Origin of the sequence: Thermosipho atlanticus DSM 15807, from assembly GCF_900129985.1 — a bacterium.
GTDB lineage: Bacteria > Thermotogota > Thermotogae > Thermotogales > Fervidobacteriaceae > Thermosipho_A > Thermosipho_A atlanticus.
In genome coordinates this window covers 19,459-43,231 of the sequence record NZ_FQXN01000007.1, presented here as the reverse complement: position 1 = coordinate 43,231, position 23,773 = coordinate 19,459, and the positions used below count along the sequence as shown (strand labels likewise).

The window sequence follows — 23,773 nt, the reverse complement described above, 5'->3', positions numbered from 1 at the left end:
TTACCACCAAGTGTTAAACTCTAAAGAAACAATTTCCTTGAAAGTATTGACATTATAAAAATCTCCATTTCCTATCGATAATTTTACTTCTCCATTTGAAAATCCTGTAAGTTTCAATTCCGCATACAAGGTATTTCTTATTTCATACACTCCAACTATCCTTTGAAATTTACTGAAAATCGAAAGATTCCCAAAGGTTTTCGACAATTCTAAATAGTACACTTCTCCCAAAGTTCCTATAGTATTATGCGCTGGATTTCCAAAAGAATAGGAAACCTTTCCATTAAATCCAAAAAGTTTAAATGAACTATTTATAGTAAAATTAAACTTTCCCCATTGTTCTGGAGTTAAACCAAAATCATTAAAGCCAATTTTCGAAAAAGAAGCGGAAAAATTTGAAAAATTCATGTTAAACCCTATTTCACTCAAATCTTGAAAGTTTAAACCATTCTCATCACTTTTAATATTAGTCCAGACACTTACATTCTGAAAATTGTACCAAAGATTAATCAAATGCTTATTAAAAATATTTATATTAGTATATTCTGGCAACGAAACTTCAGAACCCACATAAGTATATTTAAGTCCCCAATTCCAGTTTCTATCAGTTATACCTATTTGATAAACTCCCTTTTCAAAACTCAAGTTTTCATAATTTGTATAAATAGTTTCCAGAGAAATATTCACAAAAGTTGGAAAAGATATTTGAAAGAGAAAATCAGTCCTATTGTCTCTCGATCCAAATACGATTTTTTTGTTATATCCTTCATATTTTAAATAATTTAAATTCAAACTGTTGTATAAAAATAAATAAAAATTTGAATATTTGACCATTATTCCATCTGAACCTATATCAAATTTATACAAACCCAAATTATCATCTGTATTTCCAAATACCCTATTTTTGTAAACATTGAATCCAAATTTATTTTTTGAAAAATTTAATTCAGCAGAGTCTAAACTACTTCCTCCTATCGAAAAGGTTCCAGAAAAATTACTTCCAAGAATACTTGTGTTAATCCAAAAGTTTGTTGAAATATAATAACTTGGAACTAGTTCTGGAAAATTGTTCGTAAAGTCAGCTGTATAAGTTAATTTAAGTGAAAATGAAGGAGATATATATGCAAAAGAAATAGAAACAATAATTAACAAAAAAAGTAACGTACTTTTCACTTTCACATTATCACCTCACTTAACATAAGCCTTAAGAATGCTCAATTTTGGATCATACTCAATCACAATTGAAGTTCCAGATTTATCAGCTACAAAATAAGCATCCTGACCATAACCAGCATTGTAATTTTTTCCGTCAAATTGCTCTTCATATGGTTTCCAATCCAAATTTCTTGCAATTTTGTAATAAAAACTATCTCCCTGATTTACACTTATTTCCAAAGTATACACAAATTTTCCATCAATTTTATTCATCGGTGCCAGTTGCCAGTTATTAAATTCACCTGCACAATACCAATCCCCTGTTTCTTTTTCACTATCTCCTGCACCAAAAGCAAATCCATCACGCATTAAATCAGGAGAAGCATATATAGTTATAGAAGTAGCAACGCCTAAATTTTCTTGCCACACAGGAATGGAAGATTGAATTTTCGTTTCATTAGTTCCTACATATACTACTTTGTACCATCCTATATTTCCATTACTTCCTGGGGAAAAAGTAATTGAAGCTACAGGAAGCTCTATTTCATAAATACCGTTGTTTAAATACATCCGGTCATTTTCTGTTGGAATCCAATTATTCCATTCACCTACTACATATATTCCCGGTTCTAAAGACAGGTTGAATAGTTTCATACACCCAAAGAAAGAAAGTAAAATGAAAAAAAGTAAAGTAAAGAACAAAAATTTTTTCACTATTTCACCTCCATTGCAATAACAATGGGGGCAACTGCCCCCAAAAAATTATAACTCACAATATTATTTATGGCACTTGATAAAACTGAGTTATAGTCGCAGCCGGAGTAAATGAACCATCCGTTGAAGTAGCATCTTGATCTGGCGCAAAATCACCCAACCACTGCGAAGTACCATCAAAACCACCTGTTATGGATGTAACATAATTAATTTGCAAATTATCAGTTGAAGTTATACCAAGAGAACTTAAAGGAACAGCAATTTCAACAAATCTTTCTGCGCCATCAGCTGTGTTCCCTGTATATGCAAGAGTTGCTTCGCTGGTAATTTCAGTAAAAGTTCCATCTTGTGTAACTTTCCACATGGCAAAACCGTCTCCCCATGTTTCAATAACTAAATCAATATCGCCTGAATCAAACACGTAATTTCTGGTCCATGGATGCCCGACTGTACTTGTTGCACCAGTTAATGATGAAAAGTCTACTAAGAATATTAAATTATTAAATCCTTCCTTTTTAAAATCCCCAGCAAAATAAACAAAACTTGCATCAAATGAAACCCCTACTTTTATTATATCGTTACCTGCTCCCCAATAACCGTCACCTATAGCATCTTCATTCAGATTTACCCATTCGTCTAAAATGCCGTCAACTTTTATACCTTGCTCAGTTTCTACAGGTAAATTTAAACAACCAAAAAACAATCCAAGCATAAGTATTAATGATGTTACTAACAATAAAGCTCTTTTCATATATATCCCCTCCTTTCAAGTTTATTACTTTTTTATTTTATCATTTTTCAAATACACACTTTTAAAAATTCTTGGAACTCGTTCCAAAAATATTACAAAAAAAGCGAGACAAAAGTCTCGCTTTCTTTGGCGTGCCCGGGGAGATTTGAACTCCCAACCTTCAGATCCGCAGTCTGACGCTCTATCCAATTGAGCTACGGGCACTTACTATTTAAAATGGGGGATACACTCCCCCATTCTTTGGCGGAGAGGGAGGGATTCGAACCCTCGGTGGGATTACTCCCACACTTGCTTAGCAGGCAAGCGCCTTCGACCACTCGGCCACCTCTCCGTTTTATCACGTATAGATTTTAACTTAATTTTATTCTAATGTCAAGGAAAAATCAAAGTATAACAATTTCATTAGGACTTCTCAATAAAATTTCGGGTTCTCCATTATATTCCCATAATTCACCATAAAATCTTACAGTTTTACCTTTTAAATTATTTAAATCATATCCATTGAAAAAATAGTAATATTCTTCCTTTCTAATACTTATTGTAAACCAACTTGAAGATATATGCCAAAAACTACTATCACTCCATACATCTTGTACAGTCCCTTCAAGAAAGACTATTTTTCCAATGTAAGAAAGATAATTGTTTGCACTTCTTAATATTGGAGCTGTTGACCATTTGGAAAAGATTCCCACCTTTTTTTCAAATGCATAGTTATAGCCTCCAACAATTTTAGGAGTTAAATATGGATCATCGTTATCAAAATAAATCAACGGTCTTGCCAAACCTGCTTTTAAAATAGAAGATTCATAGAAAGCATAATTTTGTTCATCAACTTTTCCAAACACATAAGCCAAAATTCTTCCATAGTTATCATATCCCATTTTTAAAATATATATATCGTATTTTGAAACAAAATTTTCTAAGTAATTCTTGGCATCTTCGCCAAATTCACCTATTGGTTTACTTCCCTCATGAATCTCCGGTGTATCGATTCCTATAATTCTAACGGAATTACTACTCTCTAAAATTTTAAATGTATCCCCATCAACCACACTAACAACAGTTACATGCTCTAAAGTTTGTGATAAGTTATTTACATTTATAACATCAACAACTTCAAAAGAAGTTAAATTAACACAAGAAGAAATCAAAAGTAACAAAGAAAATAAAGTTAAAGCAAAATAATTTTTTATATTCACTAGTTTCCCTCCCGAAAATTATTATAAAGAAAAGCCGCTGCTAACAGCGGCCTAAATTTATTCAATTACTTCTATATCTTCCTGCCATCTTGGCAATATTTCATACTCACCATTGTAAATACTTAAAATTCCCTGAACTTTTACCTTCTGACCAACCTTTATGTTTGATATATCGATATTAGTACCTTTTTTCAAGTAAATTTTTATAACAAAATCTCCAGTATCCACTAAAAAGTCATATGTATTTTTCTCTTTTACCACTCCTTCTACCCATACAAAACTTGAAAGGAAAGTTTTTGATAAACTTGTAAGAACATCAGGTTTTGGTTCTGCGTTGCCCATTACCTCAACTTTATCGGCTACAATTTCAATAATGTCATACCAAACTTTACTCTTACCGGTAACTATTACAACATCCCCCACATTTAAATCCTCTGTTAATGATGGTGCATAAATCATTAATCCCGATGTTTCGTCTTGAATATAAAAACTTCCAGAACCTAACAAATCTTTTGGAGAAGTTACTATACCCTTTACAGTATATACTTGACCTTCTTCGCCCAAAATAACATCCATTATAGAATTGTATCCCATAGTCATATGTTTTCCTGCTTTAGGAGTAGCCATTGGGGCAACTTGTTTAGCTTTTTTGCCAAAATTAAATAATTTATCAAAATCTAAAGAATAGAAATAATTCAACTCTACAATTATCTTTTGTTCACCACTAATGTTACTATCCAAATCTCCATTTCCAAACTTTAATGTAAAATCTTTATAAGATAATTTCAACCCATATAATGGCAAATAATTCATATTTGCCCATACACTATTATGTCTTAAAAATGCTCCAATTGTATAGTTATTTAATACGTAATCTAAATCAGCGTACAAAGCCCATGCATTTGCTGAAAAAGCTACTTCATTCGGATCTCCAGTTTGGAAATCTGCATCATATGGATTTAAGCCTAATTGCAAATACTGTCCTGCAAAAATTACGTTTTTATACTGTAATTTTCCGCCAATTAAATATGAAAAAGCTGCAATATCTGAACTTTTCGCAGACAGTGCAGCCCATGTATCAACAGATATTTTTCCAAAATTAAAAGATTTGTTTAAATCTAAAGACACTTGTTGATATTTTGTTTCATAATAACCTCCAAGTTTGATACCGAATAGATTTGTTTGCAAATAACCAGCAATATAGCTATTGTTTATATCATAAGCAACTCCTAAATTAAATTTTCCATTTCTTATAAACAATCCTGCCCCGTAATAATCAAACTTAAGTCCTCCAACTCTTAAACCATCTAATTTTTCAGTTTGGGTTTTCTTCAATCTTGCTTTTAAAACATCTAAAGTAACATCAAAATTAAATAATTTAAACTTCCCTTCTAAATAATAATATCTTGGTTGAAAAATCGAAATACCTCCAAAATTCCATGTATCGTGAGAAAGAAGTAAATAATCACTAATTTTTAATGCCAAAAAATCTACTGGTTTGTAAGTAACATACATAATCGGAAAGTAATCTAACGAGCCGTCATTAATACCAATCGTTGTTAGATTTAACACCGATAAAGAAAAAGAACCAGAAAATACTAAAAGAGAAGCCAAAAGTATAATCATAACAAATAACCCTTTTTTCATCCCCTCACCTCCGTGAAAAACAGGGCCTTACGGCCCTGAGTGATTATGTTATTTTTTACATTAAAATTCTATGTCATCCACTGTTCTTGGATAAAGATTCCATACATATTTATAACCTGCAAGATATCCTGTTACTGTTGCTGGTACATTGGTAACAGTAGAAATAGCACTGTAAGTGTAAACAGTTACAGTTGCAGTACCAGTATCTATTGGATATTCAAGTTCGAACTTATTACCAGTAGTATCTAAAGAAGTCAACGTGCCTTTAGCTGTAACAAATCTATATATCCAAAAAGCAAGAGAAGTTGCATCTAAAGTAGTACCAGTACTATCAAACAACCAAGAATTATTCAATGCAACATTCAAGGTTACAGGTTCTACCATTGCAGCAGTTTCAGTAGCAACAACTATTACGTCCTTCATTCTTAAGTTACCATTGTAAGTGTCTTTGTATAGTGTTCCAGTAACCGTGACTTTATCTCCAACATTGAGTCCTGCAGAAGATATATCTTTTATATAAATTCCTGTAGTAGCATCGGCAAGAATTCCATAATAATTATACTTATACACTAATATGCCCGTAACCGTAGCAGATGGTGTATCGTTCAAAAGATAACCTAACTTTGCCCCCAAAATATCAGTTTCACCTGTTCCACCGTTAGTTGGAACAATTTGTTGCAAACAACCACTAAACAACACGAAAATTATAGCAATACCTAAAATAACCCCTACAAATTTTTTCATAAATCTCCCTCCTTTTCTAAAAAGATATTAAAAATATTGACAAGTAATATAACAAGCAATATGTATTATATAACATTCTTTTAATTTTTCAAAACAACAAAATTTTTCATAAAAAATTCCAAACTTAAAACATATTCCATAAGTCTTCTTTGCTTGTAGAAACAGCTACTGCTCCTGCATCCAAAATATTTTTTACTTGCTCTTCGGTTGTCACAAGTCCTCCAGAAATTATTGGTTGCTCAATTTTTTCCTTTATAAATCTAACCAATTCTGGAATTAAACCAGGTAATACCTCTACAAAATTTACTTTGTGTTTTTTTATTTGTTGAATTCCTGTTTCAACAGCTTTTGAATCAATTAAAAAAATCCTTTGAATAGTCATTAATCCCAATTTTTTGGCTATGCTAATCAGATTTGAACGTGTAGTTATTATCCCGTCAGCCCCTAAAAATTCTTTCACTAATCTAACCCCTGCCTCATCTCTTCCAATTCCATTTATTAAATCAACATGAACAAAGGTATTTTTTCCATTTCTTTTCAAGATATCTATTGCTTCTTTGATTTCAAAAATATCTCCCTCGAGTAAAAAAACACTCGAAGCTTTGGTGTTTATAATTTTATTTGCTTTTCTCAAATCTCTTATAGCCGGAACTATAGGGTATATAAAAGGATGCATTAACCTTCACTCCAATTTCTTGATCTTTTAACTGCTTCTTTCCATTTTGAATACAGTTTTTCTCTTTTTTCTTTTGAAATAACTGGTTCAAACCTTCTGTCGAGATTCCAATTTATTTCTTCTTTGTTTTCCCAAAATTTTACTGCAAGTCCTGCTAAATAGGCCGCTCCCAAAGCAGTTGTTTCAGTAACACTTGGTCTTTCAACTGGGACCCCTAAAATATCTGCTTGAAACTGCATTAAAAAATTATTGTTAGAAGCTCCACCATCAACTCTTAAAGTTCCCATCTTTATTCCTGTTTCCTTTGACATAACCTCAAGCACATCTCTTGTTTGATAAGCAATTGATTCTAAAACGGCTCTAACAATGTGCTCTTTAGTAGTCCCCCTTGTGATACCTATTAATAAACCTCGTGCATACATATCCCAGTATGGCGCACCAAGTCCAACCATAGCAGGGACAAAATAAAGTTCACCAGCATCGGGAACTGATAATGCAAGTTCTTCAGTTTCTGCAGCATGATTTATAAGCCTTAAATTATCTCTCAACCATTGGACCGCTGCTCCCGCTATAAATATACTTCCCTCAAGGGCATATTCTACTTTATTCTCAAGCCCCCATGCAACTGTAGTAAGAAGCCCTGAACTTGAGAGATACGGCTTTTCACCAGTATTCATTAGTATAAAACAACCCGTTCCATATGTGTTTTTTACCATTCCTTTTTCAAAACACGTTTGTCCAAAAAGAGATGCTTGTTGATCTCCTGCATCACCAGAAATTGGTATTTCATATCCAAAAATTGATTTTTCAGTTTTTCCGTAAATATAACTTGAAGGAAGAGGAGTGGGTAATATATTTTTCGGAATGCTTAATATTTCCAGTATCTCATCATCCCATTGCAGTTTATGAATATTAAACAACATTGTTCTTGAAGCATTTGTAAAATCAATCACATGTGCTTTACCACCCGTAAGATTCCAAATAAGCCAAGTATCAACTGTTCCGAACAATATATTTCCTTTTTCCGCTTCTTCTCTTACACCAGGTACATTATCTAATATCCACTTTATTTTAGTCCCGGAAAAATACGCATCTACAACCAAACCGGTTTTTTCCTTTATAAGCTGCTCGTAACCTTGTTCTTTCAATCTATCACATATACTTGCAGTTCGTCTACATTGCCATACAATTGCGTTATATACTGGTTTACCTGTTCTTTTATCCCATAAAATAGTTGTCTCTCTTTGATTTGTAATACCTATAGCAGCTATGTTCTGTGTTCCAACGTGCTCAGCTACCTTTTTCGCAACCTCTATTTGAGAATTTAATATATCCATTGGATCATGCTCAACCCAACCAGGCTTAGGATATATTTGTTTAAATTCCTTATTTAAACCATATACGTACTCTCCATTCTTATTAAATACTATTGCTCTTGAACTTGTTGTTCCCTGATCAAGTGCAAGAATATATTCCACTTTATCCCCCCGTTTCTTTTTTAACAGTTCTTGTTGCAACCAAATTTGCACCTGTATTAAATATGTTTTTTACAATAATATCCCCGCGATTTATCGGCGCTTCTACTTTGATTTTCTTAACATATTCTATAATATCATAAATTAACTTTTTCGGAATTGGTTTATCAGTTTTAGCAGATACAAGTTCCATTTCACCATTCTCTACTTTTACGCTTATTGGTAAAACTCTTTTGGGATTTGTTACCTCAGCAATTCCATATTCCTTCCCCCGAGGACATCTATTCCCCTTAACTATTATCTTATCATCTTTTTGTAAAACGGTAAGTTCACAACCAATCGGACACATTATACATATCATTTTTTTCTCATTCAATTTCCTTCACCTCCACTACTACTTCTTTAGGAAGGTCTTCAAAGCTTGTAACTTTTAAATCTATCATCTCACTCGGCCTTATCTTCCAGTTAAACTTTCGAACTATTTTGCCCGCAAAAGTTAGTTCAGATCTTTCTATTGTCTTTTTAGGTCTTAAGTACATCTTAAATTGTTGAGTACCTGTAAAGCGTTGAGGAAGCAAAACTCCAACATTTTTCCCACGTTTAAATTCAAACCTTACCTCTGGAAGTTTTTCTCCTAAGGCATATTTTGCCGCGTTTTCCCCGGCAATTTTCCCTTCTTCGTACACAAAGTCAACAAGATCATGTATCGCTACGTTATTTCCAGCAGCAAAAATCCATTCAACAGTTGTCCTCATCAGATCATCTATTATTGGACCTCTGTTAATTGGATCCATTTCAACAAAATCCTCAATTAATCCATTTTGAGGTATTAAACCAACCGATGCAACCAAAGTATCAACTTCAATAAATCGTTCTGTTCCGGGAATAGGTTTAAAGTTTTCATCAACCTTGCCAATTGTTACACCCTCCAATCTTTCCTTTCCATGAATTCTAAAAACTGTATGACTTAACCACAGAGGTATATCAAAATCTTCAAGACATTGGACAACATTCCTTATTAATCCACCTGGTTCAGGCATAATTTCTACTACTCCAACAACATCCATTCCTTCTATTTTTAACCTTCGAGCCATTATTAATCCTATATCTCCCGAACCAACAATAAGGACCTTTTTGCCTGGCAATCTATTGTATATATTAACCATCTTCTGAGCAACTCCTGCAGTGTATATACCAGATACTCGAGAACCAGGAATTCTTAGTGAATTGAGAGATCTTTCCCTTGCACCTGTTGCCATTACTAAAGCTTTTGGTTTAAATACAACGATACCTGATTCAGAAAGTGTAATTACTTCTCTATTTAAATGATCAATTCTCAATACAGTATAATTAGTCCTCACAATCTTATCCAAGTCTCCCAGCTCTTCCCAAAGCTTTTCCATAAATTCAGGACCTGTTAATTCCTTCTTAAAAACATGAAGTCCAAACCCATTGTGAATACACTGATTCAAAACACCTCCTGTGCTCCTATCTCTTTCTAAAAGTAAAGTTTTTACACCCATATTTTTAGCCTCAATAGCAGCTGCAAGTCCTGCAGCTCCTCCACCAATTATTAAAACATCAATATTCTCTTTTCTCATGCTCTCACCTTTCCATTTACAATCCATGAATTATTATAATTCTGCTTTATTTCTTCTAAAGGAATAGAAAGTTCTCGTGAAATTATTTCCAAAATTTTTAGGCTACAAAAGCCTCCTTGACATCTTCCAAATGAAGCTCTTGTTCGAAACTTTACACCATCCAAAGTTCTAGCTCCACGCCTTATTGCCTCTATAATCTCTGCTTCAGAAACTTTATTACAGAAACAAATCATTTTACCGTATTTAGGATCTTTTTTTACAAGTTCTTCCCACTCTTTAAGTTTATCTTCCTCAAAATGTGGTATTTTTTCTCTGAAAGGGTTAAAATCTTTTTTCTTGGTGATACTAACTTTCAAATCCTCCTGTATTACTTTTTCTACTATATATTTAGCAATAGCAGGCGCAGCAGTAAGACCTGGAGATCTCATCCCAGCTGCATTAATAAAACCCCAAACTTTAGTAGCTCCAACTATAAAGTCCTTTTTCTTTGTTTCAGGCCTTAAACCAGCAAAAGTTTTCACAGTATATGAAAGGTCTATCTTTGGAACAAGGTTTTTCGTTTTTACATATACTTCTTGTAACCCTTCATTTGTAGTGTCAAGATCATCTTTACGATCTTTTTGTAGATCTACTGCATTCGGTCCAAGCAAAATACCTCCATCGACAGTTGGAACTACAAGTATACCTTTGGATTTTTCAGTAGGCGTCGGGAATATTACTGAATTAACCAGATTTTTAAGCTTCTTATCTAGCAAAATATACTCTCCTTTTCTTGGAAATATTTCATACTCACCTACTCCCGCCATTTTTGCTATTTCATCTGCAAACAATCCTGCAGCATTAATTACAATATCTGCATTATATTCTGATTTATCAGTTAAAATCTTTCTAATTCTTCCGCTTTGAATTATAATATCTACAACTTTTTCGTTTAAATGTATTATAGCTCCATTACTTTGTGCATTTTCTATAGCAGCAATTGCAACCTCCCATGGTTCAGTTATACCTGCAGTTGGACACCAAAGAGCTGCTATAGCTTTTTCATTTATGTTAGGCTCTTTCTTTCTCAATTCATCTCCTGATATAATCTCGAGATTTTCAACACCGTTTGTTTTACCTTTCTTCAATAATGTTTTCAAATAATTTAACTCTTCATTGTTAAAAGCAACTACATACGAACCCGTTCTTTTAAATTCAAAGTCGAGTTCTTTTGACAAACGTTCATACATTGCATTGCCCAATGCCGCAAATTTAGCCCTAACACTTCCCGGAGGATCATCATACCCTCCATGAACGATTGCAGAATTTGCTTTTGTAACTCCCCAACCTATATCTGGAGATTTTTCAATAACATGTAATTCTATGTCGTATTTCGAAAGTTCTCTTGCAATGAGACTCCCAACAATACCTGCACCTATTACAAATACTTTCATATGAACACCTCCACAAATAAAAAGCCATATGCCAACTTCTGTGGCATATGGCTTCTCCATTATCTCCTAAGCCCTAAATGCTATTAAATTTACCTTGTTTATTATACCATAAAAATATTTGAACTTAAAATAAAATTAATGGTCAAAATATTCGAAAGAAATTTTACCCCTCCCTACCTCCCCAGCAATTATACGACTCGATAAAGAAAAAGGAGCCTTTGACAAGGCTCCTTTGTTATTTTATGGTGCCGAGGGCGGGACTCGAACCCGCATGGGGCGTCAACCCCAGTTGATTTTGAGTCAACCGCGTCTCCCAATTCCGCCACCTCGGCAACACCCTACATTTAGTAATTTTAACATATAAAATAACGTTGTCAACACAATATAAGGTAAGCTATTAAGCTTTTTAACTATTAAATTCTGGTAACTGTTATTTTTCTTTCAAAATATTCCATTTCAAACACAAAAAAAGTTATATAATAAATAGTAAAGTTATTTATTCAATCGGATTGGAGAGAAAAAATGGAACAAAACAAAGGAATTTACATTCTTTTTTTGATTATAACAAAAGATTTAGAAATTAGAATTGGATCTTTAGGCGAAGTTAAACTGAATAAAGGATTGTATTTGTATGTAGGATCTGCTCAAAAAAACTTACAAAAAAGGATTGAAAGACATTTAAAAAAAGAAAAGAAAACCTTCTGGCATATAGATTACCTTACAAAAAATGAATCTGTAGAAATTATAAGCGTAGCTCTAATACAGAACGCAACGAAGGAAACTGAATCTAACATCGCTTGCAAATTAATGAAAAGATTTCCCTTCGTAAAAAATTTTGGAGCATCAGATGATAAAAAATGTAATACTCATTTGTTTAGAATTCTATAATTAATTATGTTGAAAAAAATAATACACAACTCAGAAACACTTTAACAAAATTTATATGATAGAATTATCATGAGTTATTATAAGGAGGAAAAAGTATGGCACAAAAATTTTGTTCTTTTTGCGGTCGCTCATCTGACAAGGTAGAAAAACTAATAGCCGGGCCAGGTAATGTATATATATGTAATGACTGCGTTGAAATTTTCTATGACATTTTAAAAGAAGATAAAAAAGGATTTCCAGTAAAAAAAGATAAGAAAGACTTGCCAAAACCATCAGAGATAAAAAAAGAACTGGATAAATATATTATTGGCCAGGATAAGGTCAAAAAAATTCTATCAGTTGCTGTGTATAATCATTATAAAAAAGTTTTTTCAGAAGTTGATTTTGACGACGTTGAAATTGAAAAATCTAACGTAATATTAATTGGCCCTACGGGAAGCGGTAAAACATTAATTGCAAGAACTCTTGCTAAAATTTTAGATGTTCCATTTGCAATAGCAGATGCTACTCCTCTAACAGAAGCAGGTTACGTAGGCGAAGATGTAGAAAACGTTATTCTTAGGCTTCTTGAAGTTACAAATTTTGACATAGAAAGAGCTCAATATGGAATAATATACATTGATGAAATAGATAAAATTGCTAGAAAATCACCAAATCCTTCAATAACAAGAGATGTTTCAGGCGAGGGAGTACAGCAAGCGCTCTTAAAAATTGTGGAAGGCACATACGCTAATGTCCCACCCCAAGGAGGTAGAAAACATCCATATCAAGAATTTCTTAAAGTCGATACTTCAAATATTTTATTCATAGTTGGAGGAGCTTTTGACGGACTTGAAGAAATTATAAAAAGGAGAATTCAAAGTAGTGCCTTGGGATTCAACGCCCCTGTGAAAAGTAAAAAAGAAATGAAACTTGGAGAAATCCTTTCTCATGTTACTCCAGATGATTTAGTTCAATATGGATTAATTCCTGAATTTGTTGGAAGATTCCCCGTTATTGGAACACTTTCAGACCTTTCTGAAGAAGATATGGTAAGAATTTTAACTGAACCTAAAAATGCTATTCTAAAACAATATAAAAAATTATTTGAAATTGATAAAATAGATTTGGAAGTTACAGAAAAAGCTTTATATGCCATTGCCAGAAAGGCTATCGAAAGGGGAACAGGTGCTAGAGCATTAAAAAGCGTATTCGAAGAAGTGATGATTGAAGTTATGTTTGAACTTCCAGACCTTAAAAACATAGAGAAAGTTATTGTCACAGAAGAATGCGTTTACCAAAAGAAAAAACCTGAACTGGTAATGAGGGAGTCGGCATAAAAGTGGTTGTACTTGGTATTGAAACTTCATGTGATGAAACTTCTGTAGCAATTTTAAAAGATAAAGAAATCTTGAGTAACATAATCCTATCACAAGTAGAAGTTCACAAAAAATTTGGTGGTGTTGTACCGGAGGTTGCGGCACGACACCACCTTTCAAATTTACCACTAATATATAAAGAAGCTCTGAAAAAAGCTAAAATTGAACCTGAAGAAATTGATGCAGTTGCTGTAACATACGGACCTGGACTGATTGGTGCACTTCTAGTTGGACTTTCGTTTTCAAAAGGTCTTTCTCTCAGATATGGTATTCCATTAATAGGTGTGAATCATATAATAGGTCACGTATATGCAAATTATATCGCGTATCCTGATTTAAAACCCCCTTTTATAGTTTTAATGGTTTCAGGTGGTCATACAGAAATTTTGAAAGTCAAAGATGGAAAAATAGAAGTTCTTGGAAAAACTATGGATGATGCTGCGGGAGAAGCTTTTGATAAAGTAGCTAGAATTTTAGGATTAGGTTATCCCGGAGGGCCTGAAATAGAAAAAGTATCAAAAAATGGAGATCCCTACAAATTTAACTTTCCACGTCCAATGCTTGATTCTAACAATTACAACTTCAGCTTTTCAGGGTTAAAAACTTCTGTTCTTTACACCATTAAAAATTTAGAAACCAATATACCAGTACCTGATATTGCAGCGTCTTTTCAAGAAGCAGTCGTAGATGTTCTTTTAAAAAAGACGTTTAAAGCTGCGAGAAATAATGGTATCAACAGAATAGTTCTAGCTGGAGGAGTTGCAGCCAACTCAAGGCTTAGGGAAAAAGCAAAAATTCTTGCTAACCAATACAACTATGAGATATTAATTCCTCCTTTGGAACTTTGCACTGACAATGCCGCAATGATTGCAATGGCTGGATATCACAAGGTCTTAGAGGGAAAATATGACTCCCTTGAACTTGAAGCAATACCCAATCTCAAAATTAATTCATAAAAAAAACCATTTCAACAATTACACCTTTTCCTTTTTCTGATAATACAACCATCTTATCAGCATATCTTTTAATATTTGGGAGCCCCATTCCTGCTCCAAAACCAAGTTCTCTTACATAATCAGGAGCTGTTGAATAACCCTCTTTCATAGCTAGTTCTATGTTTTCTATTCCTTTTCCTCTATCCTCGACTCTAACCACAACACTATTTTCTTCCAAAAAACAATAAATTTCTCCCGTACTTCCACTGTGGATAACTACATTTGCTTCCGCTTCATACACACTTATTGCTATACGTCTTACAAACTTTTCATCATAACCTTTGTCCAGTAAAAACCTTTTTAATTGGGCAGCTCCTATTCCAACAGTATTAATATCAAAATAATCTATCTTGAAATAAAAATCAGCATTTAGTTTGTTAAGACTTATACCAGTTATGAGAGATTTATCTATGTCATTCTCTAATACATTTGCTCTTCGTTGATCATGCAAATATAAAATTCCTAATTTCATTGCAACCGCTTTCAAAATATCATTTTTGGTTACTATCCCTACTAATTTCCCCTTATCATCAACTACGGGAAATCTCCCAAAGCCAAATTTTTCAAAATATTTTAATACCACACTAAGAGTTTCATTGTGATTTATCGTCACAACTCTTTTTGTCATATTGTCCTCAACATTTTCATTTAATTTATCAGCCTCGATACATTTTATTATGTCCTCAATACTAATAATTCCAATAACTTTTTTCTTGTCATTCACAACAGGAACGCCGGAAATTCTTTTGATTCTCAGGATTTCCTTCACCTGAGCTATTGTCCTATTTGGTAAAACATAAATTACATCACTATTCATAAATTCAGTGACTTTCATGTGAGAGAATACTTTTTGTACCTTATCAAGTATTTTATCCATATATTCCTTCCTTTCTTTAATTGTTAATTTATAAAATAGCCCCGCATGGGGCTATTTTTAATGAATTATATACTTGAAAATTTCCAAGTCGTTTCCAAAAATAACTGTTCCATCTTTAAAAATAGAATTATACGCACTTATTGTTCTCCAGAACTCAAAAAATTCTGGATCTTTCTGATAAGCCAAAGCATAAATTCTTGTTGCACTTGCTTCACCTGTACCTTTTATTTTTTCCGCTTCACTTTGAGCTTGAGCAAGTATAACTGTTGCTTTTTTCTCCGCCTCTGCTCTAATTTTTTGAGCTTCTTTTTGTCCATCTGCACGAATTTGTGCGGCAATACTGTATCTTTCTGCTTTCATTCTTTCATACACTGCTCTAACATTTTCATTCGGTAAATCAGCTTGTTTTACTCTAACATCAACTACTTCTATCCCGAAATTTGCCAAATCCCCTCTCGCTAAATTTGTAACCTCATTTAAGAAGTTCTCTCTTTTGTCAGAGATGATTTCATCAAAAGTATGTTTAGCAAAAACATTTCTTACATGAGAATAAACAATATCGTCAATCCTGGACTCTGCCAATGAAATTGTCTTCATTGTCTCTAAAAACTTTTTCGCATCCACAATTTTCCAAAGAGCATAAGTATCAACTATAAGAGTTTTTTTATCTTCCGTGATAATCTTTTCTGGCTCTATGTCATACAAAAGTATCCTTTTTTCAAATTTCACTACATTATCAATAAGTGGCATCTTAAAATGGATACCAGGTGTTTGATAAACATTTAATATCTGACCAAATCTTAAAACAACTGCTTGCTCTGTTTGATCAACAACAAACATAGAAAGTGAAAGTATAATAAATGCTACAATTAAAATTACTATGAAACTTATTAATTTTGCACTCATTTTGAACCACCACCAATTAATTCGTTTATATTGATTAGTTTTAATGTACCACTATTATCAAGCACAAAAATGTTTTTCGTTCCAGAAAATACTTCCTGAAGCTTTTCAATTTTCAAACGTTTCACTGTTATATTAGGAGCAATTTCATATTCTTTAAGAACACTTAAAAATCTTTGTGTTTCACCTTCGGCTTCTAAAACTTTCTGTTTTGCGTACGCTTCTGCTTCTCTTAATATTTGTTCTGCTTGTCCTTGCGCTTTAGGAATTATATCATTAGCATATTTGTTCGCCTCATTTATAAATCTTTCTCTATCCTGTTTTGCGTTATTAACATCATCAAATGCCTCAACTACTTCATCAGGAGGAGCCACTTCTTGCATATACACTTTACTTATTAATATTCCCGAATCATATTGATCTAAAATCTTTTGCACTAATTCAGCTGTTTCCATAGCTACTTTATCCCTTTCAATAGTCAAAACGTCATCAATATTTCTCTCGGCAATTCTTTCCCTTAAAACAGATTCAGTTGTAAACCTCACAAGATTGCTGCCGTTAATAATATTAAAAGCAAATTTTACAGGATCTTTCACTCTATACTGCACAGCTACTTCAACACTAATTATATTACCATCACCTGTTAACATTAAAGATTCACTTGGTATCGATTTATAACTAATCTTCCCATAACTTTCTATTGTACGGAAACCTATCTCTTCTTTTCTGATAGTTTCAACATCTACTATTACATGTGTTTGAAAAGGATAAGGTAAACGATAATGAATGCCAGGACCTGTAGCATGAGAATACTTTCCAAATGTTTTAATAAGGGCTACCTCAGATGGACCTACTTGATAAATTCCTGTACTAAAGTATATCAAAACAATCACTGCAAAAATAATCCAGATAATTAGTTTCTTAACCAAAGCTTACACCTCCAAATAAACAAGGCGCCAGAGGCACCTTGTTGTTATTTTTTGTTCAAATTCGATGTTCCTGTCCTTTTCTGCATATTAGAAATCCGTACAAATATCAATTTACCTTAAAATTCTACAAAAATATCCTTAGATGCACCACACACAGGACAACTTTCTGGAACGTCATCTTCTACAGTATATCCACAAACGGGACAAATGTAAATCTTATCAGCCGAATAATCTTCTCCCTTTTCTACTAGTTCTTTCGCTTTTTTATACATCTCGGCATGTATCTTCTCTGCTTCAAGAGCAAAATGTGTACTTCTTACTGCTTCTTTTTCATCTTGAAAACCTGCGGCATTTTTATACACTGGATACATTTCTTCAATTTCAAACGTTTCACCATCAATACAAGTCTGAACATTATCTGACATGTTTTCAGAAAGCTTTCTTAAAACTTTGAAATGATTCCTTGCATGAACAAATTCAGCATATGCAATTGCTTTAAAAAGCTTTGCAAGTTTTTTCAATCCTTTCTTTTCTGCTTCTTCAGCAAAAATACTATACTTCATATGTGCCATAGACTCCCCTGCAAAAGCCGCTTCTAAAAATTGCTTTGTCATCTCTTTCATACTTTCACCCCCGTTATCATTACTATTATTATAACATATTTAATTTAATTTTTTCTCAATAACACTTAAATTTCCCAAAAGGAAAAATAAATTATCTAAATTTTTCAAGAATCCAAGCCTGTTCATTCTTATATCATCTTGCTTTGTCATAACAAAAACCTTATCGAAATAACTGTCGATATAGGGTCTTAAACTAATAAGATGTTGAAGAGCTTCTTCAAAATTTAATTCCTCCACTGCTTTTAAAACTTTTGGTTTAATTTCTATATATTTATTAAACAACAATTTTTCTTCCTTTTCCAAAAACTTAGTAGGATCAAATTCAAATTTGTCAAACTTTTTTGAAATGTTGTGGACTCTTTCAAATCCTATCAGAAGATGCTGAAATTCTTCTTGATCAACAATTTTTATCAAGGCCTCAACGATTAATTTTCCTTCATATGGTTTTCGCCAATATGATTTTACCGCTCTAGCAATATCATATCTAATGTTTGAATAGAAGAGTTCGTATCTTGATTCAAAAAATTGTTTTAAGTCTTCCGGTATTTTCTTATCTATCAACTTTGCAGAGAATTCTATGGTTTCTTCTAAATTAATATTCCATCTATATTCAGATACAATTTTAAAAATTGTATCTGTTTTCTTTCTCAAACCAAATGGATCTTTTGAACCAGTTGGAACATTACCTACAGCAAAACTTCCAACAATTGTATCAATTCTGTCAGCTAACGCAACAACTGCGCCTGTAATAAGTTGTGGAACATCTTTATAGTGATCTTCTATTCCCAAAGCTACACTTTGATCTTCGTTATCTTTGACTGCATAGATTCTTCCCATAATTCCCTGCAATTCTGGAAACTCGTAAACTACATTTGAAGCAATGTCTGCTTTACATAATTCTGCTGTCCGTAATATTCTAACTTTATCTGAGTAATTTATTTTCAGTTTTTCACAAATAAATTCTGAAATTTTCTTAATTCTTTCAACTTTATCCATAAGTGTTCCTAGTTCCTTTTGAAAAATTATTTCTTTTAATTTTTTATTAAAACTTTCAAGAGGAACTTTTAAATCTTTTTCATAATAATATCTAGCATCTTCTAGCCTAGCATTAATAACTCTTTCATATCCTTTTCTTATTTTATTAATATCTCCTGTGGGGGAATCAATAAATGATACAAATTTGTTGGTGATTTTATCCCCAACATAAGTTGTAAAAGACCTTTGATGATGCTTTATAGTAACAGTAATTAATTCTTCAGGAAGAGCAAGATATTTTTCATAAAATGTGCCATCTAATATTCCGGGATATTCTGTTAAGGTAATTACTTCCTCTATAAGTTCTTCGTCTTTTTCTACCACTAGTTCTTTAGTTTTTTCAAATTCCTCTATTTGGGTTTTGACAAATTTTACTCTTTCTTCTTCAAAAGGAATAACTTTAAACTCTTTTAACTTCAAAACATAATCGTCTATACTCTTTATTTCTATTGGTTCATCTTTAACAAATCTATGTGCATACGTTTTATTCGAAGACTTTATACCAAAGATCTCAAATTCCAATGGTTCACCATTATAAATTGACAAAATCCAATGTGGAATCCTCACAAACGAATAAACACCATTTCCCCATCTCATTGGTTTTTTAAAACTAAGCGATCCTATAATTTGGGGAATTTTCTCTCGAAATATTTCTTTCGAATATTTACCTTCGATTTGCTTTTTTATAAACACATAATTATCCTTTTGAATAACATTTTCTAAAGTTGCACCATTTGAAGCTAAAAATCCTTGAAGGGCTTTAGTTGGATGCATATTCTCATCGTATGCTATTTTCAATGACGGACCTCTTTTTTCAATAACTTTATTTTCCTGTTTTTCTTGAAGATCCTTAATAAAAAAACCAAATCTTCGTGGGGCAAAAAATGTTTTCAGTTCGCCAAAGTATAGATTTTCAGTTTTAAGCAAATTCTCTACTTTTTCTTTTACCTGAACTACTATTTTATCAACTTCTGTAGTAGGAAGTTCTTCAACTCCTATTTCAAATAAATATTCAGCCATTAGTCTCACCTTCCTCAAACTCTATAAAATTCCTAGCACATAAGGTTGCCATTGACCTAATATCCCTAATGTAACCCTGTCTTTGGGTAACACTTATTGCATTTCTAGCATCTAATAAATTAAATGTATGAGAACACTTTATTAATTGTTCATATGCCGGCAAAAACAAGTTTTTTTCAATTAAACTTTTAAATTCTTTTTTATACAAATCATATAATTGAAATAATATTTCTGTGTTTGCTTCTTCAAAATTGTATTTTGAAAATTGTTTTTCATTTTCTAAAAACAATTCCCCGTATTTGATATTTTCATTCCACATTACATCAAAAACATTTCCTACACCTTGCAAATACATTGCAATTCTTTCTAAACCGTATGTGATTTCTAGAGGTATTTGCTTTAAAGAAATTCCACCCACTTGTTGAAAATAAGTAAACTGAGTTATTTCCATCCCATCAAGCCAAACTTCCCATCCAATTCCCCATGCACCCAAACTTGGAGATTCCCAATTGTCTTCTACAAACCGTATATCATGTTCTTTTGGATTTATTCCAAGTACTTTTAAAGATTCAAGATATATCTCCTGAGAATTTATAGGATTTGGTTTTATAATTACTTGATATTGTAAGAACCTTTGCATTCTATTAGGATTTTCGCCGTACCTTCCGTCGGTTGGTCTTCTGCTTGGTTGTACAAACGCCACTTTCCAATCCCTTTTTCTTAATACTCCAAAAAATGTAGAAGTATGGAAAGTTCCCGCACCCATTTCCATATCATACGGTAAATCAATAAAACAGCCTTGTTTTGCCCAATATTCATCCAATTTTTTAATAATATCTTGAAGATACATTTCTCATCCTCCTCTACTATTTTCCTGGGACATACAGACTAAAACTTTTTCTTATATTAGTCACTTTCATATCTCTCACTTGGACTATCTTTGTCGGATGAAAACTACTTCCTACACCAAAAAACAAAAGATATACCTGTCCGGGCTTCCCTACAACTATATCTGAATCATCCGAAATTACAATGTCATAATCTGTTTTTATTCGGGGTTCTTTAAAATAATAAAATTTATATTTTGAAAGTCCAGGTTTCAATTCTCTTGAAAAATACGTAGTTTCTCCCTTTTTCACAGTAAACCAACTAGATTTACTACCAATTACAAAAACCATGAAATATCCCGTTCCCGGGTCATCCTCTAAATTACTCAAAATATATTCAAGATCAATTCCAAAATTGTTTATATAATTAGTAGATAAAATATATTTATCAACCAATGAATTAGGGCCAAGTTTTGCTTGAACATCATCTAACTTTGATTTGTAATTAGCTAGTTCTTTATTTACATAATTTTTTAATAAGCTATATTCATACAACAGATCTTTATAACGAATAAAATTTCCAATTGATAAAACCAAAGTAATTATAAAAACAAAAATAATCGAAAAAATTATCATGTAAGAAAATATAGAAACCTCACGAACTTTTTTTTGTTGGTGTCTAGTCATTTAAATCACCTTCCTCGTTTTAGTCCCAAGCGCATGAGCTTTTAATAACAATCCAATCATAAAACAAAATATAAAAGTTGAAGTACCTCCGTAACTTAAAAATGGCAAAGGTATTCCTGTCACAGGCATTATTCCAATATTCATCCCAATATTTTCAAATACATGAAACATGAAAGTTGATATTATTCCTATAGAGACAAGCTTCCAAAAACTATTTTTATAGTCTTTTATGTCCTTCAAAACCTTAAAGATAATCACACCAAATCCTACTAGAACAATTAAACTTCCTATAAAACCAAATTGCTCAGCAATAGCTGAGAAAATAAAATCGGTTTCGAATTTTGGCACAAAAGCTCCATTTACAGAAGGGGAAACAAGATAACCTCTTCCAAAGATTCCTCCAGAACCTACCGTGTTCTTTGCCATTATTACATTGTACGAAGCACTTTGAAAATATTTCTCAGGATTCAAAAACGATAAAATTCGGGATTTTTGATAATCTTCCAAAAAGAAAAAATACAAAATAGGAACTGCTCCTATCATACTTCCAAAAACCGTAGCTATAATTTTAAATGACACTCCAGAAAAAAGCAACATAATACTCCAAATAAATACATGAAGAACAGAAACACCTAAATCAGGTTCTTTCAATATTAACATTACAGGAATAACAAGTAATACGATCGAAATTAGAAAATTTTTTAAAGACTTGTGTGTAAGTATGTATGCTAATATCATTATTAACGATAGTTTTGATAATTCGGAGGGTTGAAACGATACTCCTGCAAAACGATACCACCTTATAGAACCTCCTACACGTGTACCAAAGACTAAAACACCTACAAGCAGAATTATACTAATTAAATACAACGGTAAAATTATCTTTTTTATAAAACTTTCCTTAATAAAGTAGACCAAAAATATCACAAAAACACCAAAAATATCCCACAAAACTTGTTTATAAAAAAGCGCTAAATTATTTGTGGGTCTTAAAACACTGTATAAATTTAGAAGTCCAAAAATCATCAAAAAAATTACTGAAAAAACCAGTAAAAAATCAAACCTTTTATTTTCAGTAAATTTCAAGACTCACATCCTCCAAAATAAATTATACCACAGTGTTTTTCTCAAAAAACTCAACAGTCTTTTTAAATATATAATTTTTAAATATATAAGAAGTGAGATGTCCTGAAAAGATTGTATACATCTTCTTTCTATTGCTTCCAATTCTTTCAAATAATTCTAAAGAAGAACTTTTGGGTATGAAAATATCAAAAATAGCCCTAAACATTATAGTTGGGCTTTTAACAAATTTTGCAAATACTACAGGATCATACTCATAACACGAAATAGGAGCAGAATCTTTAGAAATATTAGGCGATCTGATATCATCTATAAACTTATAAAAACTTTCCCCGTGAAAATTACGACATTTTTCCACATCACATTCTTTGTTTTCTTCATATTTCATTCTTAATACTTTTGTTGCAAAACTTTTCCAAGTAATGTGATAAAAGTTACCACCTGTTACACATAATGATAAACCATCAACTTTGTAAAAAGCTGATGCTATAGTAGAGATCATGCCTCCAAAACTAAATCCCATCAAATAACTTTTGCTATTGTGTTTATTTCTAATATATTCTAAAGAAGTTAGTGCATCAACTATCGCATGTTCAAACCTTTCTCTTAATGATTCAGGTTTTAAAAACAATTCACCACTTTTATATCCTTTGGGGGTTCTTTCAAAATGATATGGAAGTATCATTAAATAAGAATCATAACCATATTGAGAAAACTTTTCAGGAAACCATTTTAAATATTTTATATTCCCGGTTCCCAATCCATGTATAAAAAGTAATGTTTTATCAGTTTTTGGCTTTCCTGAATAGTAATATAAATGGATCACAGAAGATTCTTTATAGATTGTAGGATAATTCGATTTTAAAATTATTTTGCGGGATGATTCCTCTATTACCTTAGGATCTGTTTGGTATGATACTACGTATTTCAATTTATCACCTCAATTTTTAAAAGAATTTTAGTATTTCTGAAAAATATTATAGCATTATAATACTTTAAAATAGAGTGAAGAAAATATAAATTTTTATATTTTTATTGACACAGTAGATAGATTGTGCTAAAATTTCAATCGCGAGGCGACGTGGCCAAGTGGTCTAAGGCGGGGGTCTGCAAAATCCCTATTCGTGGGTTCAAATCCCACCGTCGCCTCCAA

At 32.3% G+C, this 23,773-nt stretch carries 23 protein-coding genes and 4 tRNA genes; 4 read left to right on the top strand and 23 right to left on the bottom strand.

All coding sequences use genetic code 11. The features are described 5' to 3' along the window. From BUB65_RS07865 to BUB65_RS07800, 14 genes are all read right to left on the bottom strand, one after another. Positions 1-1,179 (bottom strand): hypothetical protein, encoded by a 1,179-nt coding sequence (locus BUB65_RS07865; RefSeq protein WP_073073914.1) that lies wholly within the window; start codon positions 1,177-1,179, stop codon positions 1-3. A 9-nt stretch (positions 1,180-1,188) separates the two neighbouring features. Continuing rightward, complete coding sequence (locus BUB65_RS07860; protein WP_234946852.1) at positions 1,189-1,869, bottom strand: hypothetical protein; 681 nt, start codon at positions 1,867-1,869, stop codon at positions 1,189-1,191. A gap of 67 nt (positions 1,870-1,936) precedes the next feature. Next, on the bottom strand, positions 1,937-2,620 hold the full coding sequence (locus tag BUB65_RS07855) for a hypothetical protein (RefSeq protein ID WP_073073912.1): 684 nt from the start codon (positions 2,618-2,620) through the stop codon (positions 1,937-1,939). 127 nt (positions 2,621-2,747) lie between these two features. Next, positions 2,748-2,824: transfer RNA gene (locus tag BUB65_RS07850), tRNA-Arg, on the bottom strand. A 37-nt stretch (positions 2,825-2,861) separates the two neighbouring features. Then, positions 2,862-2,951, bottom strand: a tRNA-Ser gene (locus tag BUB65_RS07845). A 52-nt stretch (positions 2,952-3,003) separates the two neighbouring features. Further along, a complete protein-coding gene (locus BUB65_RS07840; RefSeq protein ID WP_073073910.1) occupies positions 3,004-3,819 on the bottom strand; it encodes a thermonuclease family protein in 816 nt (271 codons plus the stop codon). 57 nt (positions 3,820-3,876) lie between these two features. Further along, positions 3,877-5,466: a DNA-binding protein gene (locus BUB65_RS07835; protein ID WP_073073899.1), complete on the bottom strand. Its 1,590-nt coding sequence runs from the start codon at positions 5,464-5,466 to the stop codon at positions 3,877-3,879. Positions 5,467-5,526: 60 nt separating this feature from the next. After that, positions 5,527-6,210, bottom strand: coding sequence for a hypothetical protein (locus tag BUB65_RS07830; RefSeq protein ID WP_073073897.1), 684 nt, complete (start codon positions 6,208-6,210; stop codon positions 5,527-5,529). Between the two features lie 124 nt (positions 6,211-6,334). After that, positions 6,335-6,886, bottom strand: a complete 552-nt coding sequence (locus tag BUB65_RS07825) for a glycerol-3-phosphate responsive antiterminator (RefSeq protein ID WP_073073894.1) — start codon at positions 6,884-6,886, stop codon at positions 6,335-6,337. Beyond that, positions 6,886-8,364, bottom strand: a complete 1,479-nt coding sequence (glpK, locus tag BUB65_RS07820) for a glycerol kinase GlpK (protein WP_073073892.1) — start codon at positions 8,362-8,364, stop codon at positions 6,886-6,888. Before glpK ends, BUB65_RS07825 begins: the two co-directional genes overlap by 1 nt. A 1-nt stretch (position 8,365) precedes the next feature. After that, the gene (locus BUB65_RS07815) at positions 8,366-8,710 is read right to left on the bottom strand and encodes a DUF1667 domain-containing protein (protein WP_234946853.1); all 345 of its coding nucleotides are present in this window, start codon (positions 8,708-8,710) and stop codon (positions 8,366-8,368) included. Positions 8,711-8,729: 19 nt separating this feature from the next. Then, on the bottom strand, positions 8,730-9,962 hold the full coding sequence (locus BUB65_RS07810) for an NAD(P)/FAD-dependent oxidoreductase (RefSeq protein ID WP_073073889.1): 1,233 nt from the start codon (positions 9,960-9,962) through the stop codon (positions 8,730-8,732). Further along, a complete protein-coding gene (locus tag BUB65_RS07805; RefSeq protein ID WP_073073878.1) occupies positions 9,959-11,395 on the bottom strand; it encodes an NAD(P)/FAD-dependent oxidoreductase in 1,437 nt (478 codons plus the stop codon). Before BUB65_RS07805 ends, BUB65_RS07810 begins: the two co-directional genes overlap by 4 nt. A gap of 243 nt (positions 11,396-11,638) precedes the next feature. Continuing rightward, positions 11,639-11,727 (bottom strand) — tRNA-Leu (locus BUB65_RS07800). 190 nt (positions 11,728-11,917) lie between these two features. Between BUB65_RS07800 and BUB65_RS07795 the strand changes: the two genes are divergently transcribed. From BUB65_RS07795 to tsaD, 3 genes are all read left to right on the top strand, one after another. Continuing rightward, positions 11,918-12,283, top strand: coding sequence for a GIY-YIG nuclease family protein (locus tag BUB65_RS07795; protein ID WP_073073876.1), 366 nt, complete (start codon positions 11,918-11,920; stop codon positions 12,281-12,283). A 95-nt stretch (positions 12,284-12,378) separates the two neighbouring features. Further along, the gene (clpX, locus tag BUB65_RS07790) at positions 12,379-13,602 is read left to right on the top strand and encodes an ATP-dependent Clp protease ATP-binding subunit ClpX (RefSeq protein ID WP_073073874.1); all 1,224 of its coding nucleotides are present in this window, start codon (positions 12,379-12,381) and stop codon (positions 13,600-13,602) included. 2 nt (positions 13,603-13,604) lie between these two features. Further along, entirely contained in the window at positions 13,605-14,597 is a 993-nt protein-coding gene (gene tsaD, locus BUB65_RS07785; protein ID WP_073073871.1) for a tRNA (adenosine(37)-N6)-threonylcarbamoyltransferase complex transferase subunit TsaD, read from the top strand. Here the strand turns inward: tsaD and BUB65_RS07780 are convergent. The 9 genes from BUB65_RS07780 to BUB65_RS07740 form a co-directional block, all read right to left on the bottom strand. Beyond that, entirely contained in the window at positions 14,587-15,513 is a 927-nt protein-coding gene (locus tag BUB65_RS07780) for a CBS domain-containing protein (RefSeq protein WP_073073868.1), read from the bottom strand. The genes tsaD and BUB65_RS07780 overlap by 11 nt on opposite strands. Positions 15,514-15,570: 57 nt before the next feature. Beyond that, the gene (hflC, locus tag BUB65_RS07775) at positions 15,571-16,419 is read right to left on the bottom strand and encodes a protease modulator HflC (RefSeq protein WP_073073865.1); all 849 of its coding nucleotides are present in this window, start codon (positions 16,417-16,419) and stop codon (positions 15,571-15,573) included. Further along, positions 16,416-17,345, bottom strand: coding sequence for an FtsH protease activity modulator HflK (gene hflK / locus BUB65_RS07770; RefSeq protein ID WP_073073862.1), 930 nt, complete (start codon positions 17,343-17,345; stop codon positions 16,416-16,418). The genes hflC and hflK overlap by 4 nt, the downstream gene beginning before the upstream one ends. A 116-nt stretch (positions 17,346-17,461) precedes the next feature. Further along, positions 17,462-17,968, bottom strand: coding sequence for a rubrerythrin family protein (locus BUB65_RS07765; protein ID WP_073073860.1), 507 nt, complete (start codon positions 17,966-17,968; stop codon positions 17,462-17,464). A 39-nt stretch (positions 17,969-18,007) separates the two neighbouring features. Next, complete coding sequence (gene glyS, locus BUB65_RS07760) at positions 18,008-20,023, bottom strand: glycine--tRNA ligase subunit beta (protein ID WP_073073857.1); 2,016 nt, start codon at positions 20,021-20,023, stop codon at positions 18,008-18,010. Then, a complete protein-coding gene (locus BUB65_RS07755; RefSeq protein ID WP_073073855.1) occupies positions 20,016-20,873 on the bottom strand; it encodes a glycine--tRNA ligase subunit alpha in 858 nt (285 codons plus the stop codon). Before BUB65_RS07755 ends, glyS begins: the two co-directional genes overlap by 8 nt. 16 nt (positions 20,874-20,889) lie before the next feature. Then, on the bottom strand, positions 20,890-21,537 hold the full coding sequence (locus tag BUB65_RS07750; protein ID WP_073073852.1) for a hypothetical protein: 648 nt from the start codon (positions 21,535-21,537) through the stop codon (positions 20,890-20,892). Then, positions 21,538-22,623 carry an FtsW/RodA/SpoVE family cell cycle protein gene (locus BUB65_RS07745; RefSeq protein ID WP_234946851.1) on the bottom strand — a complete coding sequence of 362 codons (1,086 nt, stop codon included), beginning with the start codon at positions 22,621-22,623 and terminating at the stop codon, positions 21,538-21,540. It abuts the gene before it with no gap. Between the two features lie 22 nt (positions 22,624-22,645). Beyond that, positions 22,646-23,551: an alpha/beta hydrolase gene (locus BUB65_RS07740; protein ID WP_073073850.1), complete on the bottom strand. Its 906-nt coding sequence runs from the start codon at positions 23,549-23,551 to the stop codon at positions 22,646-22,648. Between the two features lie 144 nt (positions 23,552-23,695). Between BUB65_RS07740 and BUB65_RS07735 the strand changes: the two genes are divergently transcribed. Next, a tRNA-Cys gene (locus BUB65_RS07735) sits at positions 23,696-23,772 on the top strand. Position 23,773 lies beyond the last annotated feature (1 nt).